Raw genomic sequence first — 5,213 nt, 5'->3', positions numbered from 1 at the left:
GCGGTGAACGGGCCGTCGAGTGTGGTGCTGTCCGGGGAGATCGAGGCGCTGACCTCGGTGGCCGAACAGTGTGAGCGTGACGGGGTGCGGGCGCGCTGGATTCCGGTGGACTACGCCTCGCATTCGGCGTACATGGACGCGGTGCGCGAGGAGGTCGTCGAACTCTCCTCGGGTGTGCGTCCGTTGGCGGGTCGGGTGGCCATGTTCTCGACGGTGACCGGAGAAGCCGTTGACTCTCCCGACCGGTTGGCGGGTTCGTACTGGTTCGACAATCTGCGCGGCACTGTCCGCCTGGACTCGGCGGTGCGGGCCGCGGTGGCCGCCGGGCACACCACGTTCGTGGAGTGCAGTCCGCACCCCGGGCTGGTCGTTCCGGTCGCGGACCAGCTGGAGGAGACTCCCGGTGCCGTGGTCCTGGAGACCTTGCGCCGTCATGAGGGTGGTCCTGAGCGGCTGGTGACGGCGTTGTCGGCGGCCTTCGTCGCGGGCCTTCCCGTCGACTGGACCACCCTGCTCCCCGCCGGCCGGCACGTCGACCTGCCGACCTACGCCTTCCAGCACCGCCGCTACTGGCTCGACCAGGGTGCCAGGGCGGGCGACCCCGCAGGGCTCGGACTGGCCGCGGCCGAGCACCCGTTGCTGGGCGCGGCGGTCAGCTCGGCGCACGACGGCACCGTGTTGTTCACCGGCCGCCTCTCCGCTGCCGCTCACCCGTGGCTCGCCGACCACGTCGTCCTGGGCACGGCGATCGTGCCGGGGACGCTCTTCGTCGAGCTGGCGGCCTGGGCGGGTGGCGAGGTGGGCAGTCCCACCGTCGAGGAGCTGACCCTGCACACCCCGCTCGTCCTGCCGGACTCCGAGGCTCTGCGGATCCAGGTTGTCGTGGGTGCGCCGGACGAGGCCGGCGCCCGTCCGATCGGCGTCCACTCCCGGCCTGAGCAGGCGCCCGCCGACCAGCCCTGGACCCGGCACGCGGAGGGCACGCTGGTCGAGGGTGCGGACGTCGACGACGCCGGGCCCGAGTGGACGAGCTGGCCTCCGACCGGCGCCGCGCCGTTGGAGGTGGACGACTTCTACGATCGCCTGGTCGCCTCCGGGGTCGACTACGGTCCCGCCTTCCGAGGACTGCGGGCCGTCTGGCGGCGCGGCGACGACCTCTTCGCCGAGGTCGCGCTCCTCGGCGAGCACGAGCGCGGCGCGGCCGGCTTCGCCGTCCACCCGGCCCTGCTCGACGCGGGGATCCAGGCGCTCCGCGTGGGCGCGGGCGAGGACGAGGACGTCCGGGTCGCCTTCTCCTGGCACGGTGTCCGCTTCTCCGGCACGGGTCCGGTCGGCCTGCGGGTCCGGTTGACCCCGGCAGGGGAGGGCGCGGTGTCGATGCGGGTCGCGGACGCGGCGGGCCGTCCGGTCGCGGTGGTCGAGTCGCTGACCGTGCGCCCGGTCTCCGCCGAGCAGCTGCGCGCGGCCGGCGGTGCGCACCGGGACGCGCTCCTGCGACTGACCTGGGCGGAGTGGGCCGAGGACGCGTCGAGCCGTGATACGCCCGGACGTCTCGCCGTCGTCGGTGCGGCGGAGGCCTTCGAGGGCATCGACGCGGTGGACCGGTACGCGGACGTGGCGGCCCTCGCCGCCGCCGTCGCGGGCGGCTCGCCGGCGCCCGAAACCGTCGTGCTCGCCTTGACCGACCCGGCCCCGCCGGCCGCGGCCCCGGGCGCCGACCGGACGGGCGCGGAAGCCCGCCACCGTCGGTCCCACGCGGCGGCCCAGGTCGCGGCCTGGGCGGTCGAACCGGCGCTGGCGGAGAGCAGGCTCCTGCTGACGACCTGGCAGGCCGTCCTCACTGCGGACGGGGACCGCGTGCCGGACCCGGACCGGGCGGCCGCCTGGGGCGCCGGGTGCGCGCTTCAGGCCGCGTACCCGGACCGGATCCTGCTGGCCGACCTGGACGACGACCCGGCCTCCGCCGCCGCACTGCCCCGGGCGGTGTCCGCCGGTGTCCCGCGGCTCGCCGTGCGCGGCGGACGGCTGCTCGCCCCGTCGCTCGCCAGGGCGGCAGCTGACCGTGCGGCAGTGGAGCCGTGGGGTGCGGGAGGCGGCACGGTGCTGATCAGCGGCGCGGACGGCCCGCTGGCCGCCGCGCTGGCCGGTCACCTGGTCGATGCCCACGGGGTCCGCCGCCTGGTCCTGCTGCCGGGCGGTGACACCGGCAGCGACACGGGCAGCGCCGCCGTGCGCCGACTGGCGGACCGGCTGGCCGAGGCGGGAGCCGAGGCCGAGGTCGTCACCTGGGCCCCTGGAGACCACGAAGGGCTGCGCGCCGCGCTGGAAGCGGCCACCGCCGGGCGCCCGGTGGCCGGCGCGCTGCTCGCGGCGGCCGGTGCGGCCTGCGAGGGCGGGGAACCGGACGTCGAAGCCGCCCTGGCCCTCTCCGGACTCTTGGCCGAGCACCGGGGCGCGTCGCTCGTGGCGGTCTCCCCGGCGAGCGGCCTGATCGGTGCCGCTCCGGAACCGCCCGCCGTCGCTGCGGCCGCCGCCTTCGCGGAGGCCTTGGCGGCCGCCCGGCACGCGGACGGCCTGCCCGCCGCCGCGCTCGCCTGGGGACCCGTCGGATTCGGTGGATCCGACGTCGAACTCCAGCCAGGACTGCTGGAGTTGACGGATGACGAGGCGCTGGTGCTGTTCGGGGAGGCCCTGCGTGCGGCCGGGCCCGGACTGGTGCTCGCCCGGCCCGACAGCGCGGCCCTGCGGACCCGCCCGGAGGCCGTACGCGCTCCGCTGCGGCAGCTGCTCCGTGCCCTGGAGGTCCGCCGGGCGGCCGGCGGGGCCGAGACGCCCGGGGCCCCGGACACCGAAGCGCTGCGACGGCGGCTGGCGGCGCTGTCCGAGGAGGAGCGTGAACGCGAACTGGTCACGCTCGTCAGGATCTTGGCGGCCGCCGTGCTCGGACACCCGGGCGCCGACGAGGTCGGGCCCGAGCGGGCGTTCAAGGAGGTCGGCTTCGACTCGCTGATGGCGGTCGAGCTGCGGAAGCGCCTGATGCGCGCGACCGGGGTGCACCTGCGCTCGACGCTGGTGTTCGACTTCCCGAGCCCGGTGAGCCTGGCCCGCCACGTGCTGGAGCGCCTCGCCGAGGACTCCTCGGAGGCCACCCCGGTGCTCGCCGACCTGGACCGGCTGCACGAGGCGCTGCCGGCGGTCCTGGCCGAGGACGGCGCCCGTGACCGGATCGCCGAACGCCTGCGCGAGCTGCTGGCGCTGTGCGGAGCACCGGACGACGCGGTCGACGGGAGCGACGCGGACGACCTCGGCTCCGCCACCGACGACGAGCTGTTCTCGCTCGTCGACCAGGGGTTCGAGTGATGCCGCGGATCCACCCGGGCCCGCCGCCGGACGAACACCAGCGCCGGCACCACCACCAGACCAGCGACAACGACCGTTCGATCGAGGAGTCGGAGTAGACGTGGCCGAGTCGGAAGAGAAGCTGCGGTCCTACCTCAAGCGGGCCGTCGCCGATGCGCGGGACGCGCACCGGCGGGTACGGGAGCTGGAGGAGCAGGGCCGCGAGCCGATCGCGATCGTGGGCATGGCCTGTCGCTTCCCGGGCGGGCTGTCGACGCCGGAGCAGCTGTGGGAGTTCGTGGCGGGCGGCGGCGACGCGATCGGCGCCTTCCCGACCGACCGGGGCTGGGACCTGGAGGCCCTGTACGACCCCGACCCCGACGCCCCCGGCACGGCGTACGTCCGCGAGGGCGGATTCCTCTACGACGCCGCCGACTTCGACGCGGGCTTCTTCGGGATCTCGCCGCGTGAGGCGCTGGCGATGGATCCGCAGCAGCGGCTGCTGCTGGAGATCTCCTGGGAGGCCGTCGAGCGTACCGGCATCGACCCGAGCACCCTGCGCGGCAGCCGCACCGGGGTGTACACCGGGATCAACTGGCTCGACTACACCACCGTCCTCGCGCGGACGGCCAAGGGCCGGGACGGGACGCTGGGCATGGCCAACGCCGCCAGCCTCCTCGCGGGCCGGGTGTCCTACGTCCTCGGCCTGGAGGGGCCGGCGGTGACGGTGGACACGGCGTGCTCCTCGGCGCTGGTCGCGCTGCACCTGGCGGTCGGCGCACTGCGCGCGGGGGAGTGCGACCTCGCGCTCGCCGGCGGCGCCACCGTGATGTGCACCCCGGAGACGTTCGTCAACTTCAGCCGACAGCGCGGCCTCGCCCCGGACGGCCGCTGCAAGCCGTTCTCGGCGGCGGCCGACGGCTTCAGCCCCGCGGACGGCGCGGGCCTGCTGGTCGTCGAGCGGCTCTCGGACGCGCGCCGCAACGGACACCCCGTCCTCGCCGTGGTGCGGGGCAGTGCGGTGAACCAGGACGGTGCGTCCAACGGCCTGACGGCGCCGAACGGCCCGTCGCAGGAACGGGTGATCCGCCAGGCCCTGGAGGCCGCCGGCCTGGCCGCGCGCGACGTGGACACGGTGGAGGCGCACGGCACCGGCACGCCGCTGGGTGACCCGATCGAGGCGCAGGCGCTGCTGGCGACGTACGGGCGGGGCCGTCCTGCCGACCGGCCGCTCTGGCTCGGTTCGGTGAAGTCCAACATCGGGCACACCCAGGCGGCGGCGGGTGTGGCGGGTGTGATCAAGACGGTGATGGCGCTGCGGCACCAGGAACTGCCGCGCACCCTGCACATCGACGCCCCCTCGCCGAACATCGACTGGGAGACCGGCAACGTCCGGCTGCTGACCGAGCCGGTGGCCTGGCCGCGCTCGGAGCGGCCGCGCCGGGCCGCCGTCTCATCGTTCGGCGCGAGCGGCACCAATGCGCATGTGGTGCTGGAGGATGTGCCGGAGGAGGAGGACCGGGCGGCGGCCGAGGCGGTCGGCGGGGTGGTGCCGTGGGTGGTGTCGGCGCGGTCGGACGCGGCGCTGCGTGTGCAGGTGGAGCGGTTGCGGGAGTGGGCGGTGGCGCATCCCGGGGTGGACCCGGTGGATGTCGGCCGGTCGTTGGTGGCGGGGCGCGCGGTGTTCGAGCACCGGGCAGTGGTCGCCGGTCGTTCGGTGGCGGAGCTGGTGAGCCGGCTGGGCGGGGTGGCCGACGGTGAGTCGGTTGCCGCGTCGGGGTCGGGTGCGGTGTTCGTGTTCCCGGGTCAGGGGTCGCAGTGGGCGGGGATGGCGGTTGAGCTCCTCGACGCATCACCGGTGTTCGCCGCTGCCG

2 protein-coding genes are annotated in these 5,213 nt (G+C 75.5%); both read left to right on the top strand.

Going from position 1 to position 5,213, the window contains the following annotated elements; genetic code table 11:
* The coding region (locus tag ACFU9E_RS35250) for an acyltransferase domain-containing protein (RefSeq protein ID WP_380688451.1) at window positions 1-3,360 on the top strand (3,360 nt) is incomplete at its 5' end.
* Between the two features lie 100 nt (window positions 3,361-3,460).
* The coding region (locus ACFU9E_RS35245; protein WP_380688449.1) for a type I polyketide synthase at window positions 3,461-5,213 on the top strand (1,753 nt) is incomplete at its 3' end.

The sequence above is a fragment of the Kitasatospora sp. NPDC057595 genome, assembly GCF_042800875.1.
Taxonomy (GTDB): domain Bacteria; phylum Actinomycetota; class Actinomycetes; order Streptomycetales; family Streptomycetaceae; genus Kitasatospora.
Note: the sequence above shows the minus strand (reverse complement) of the source record. Positions and strands in the feature narration are given on the sequence as shown.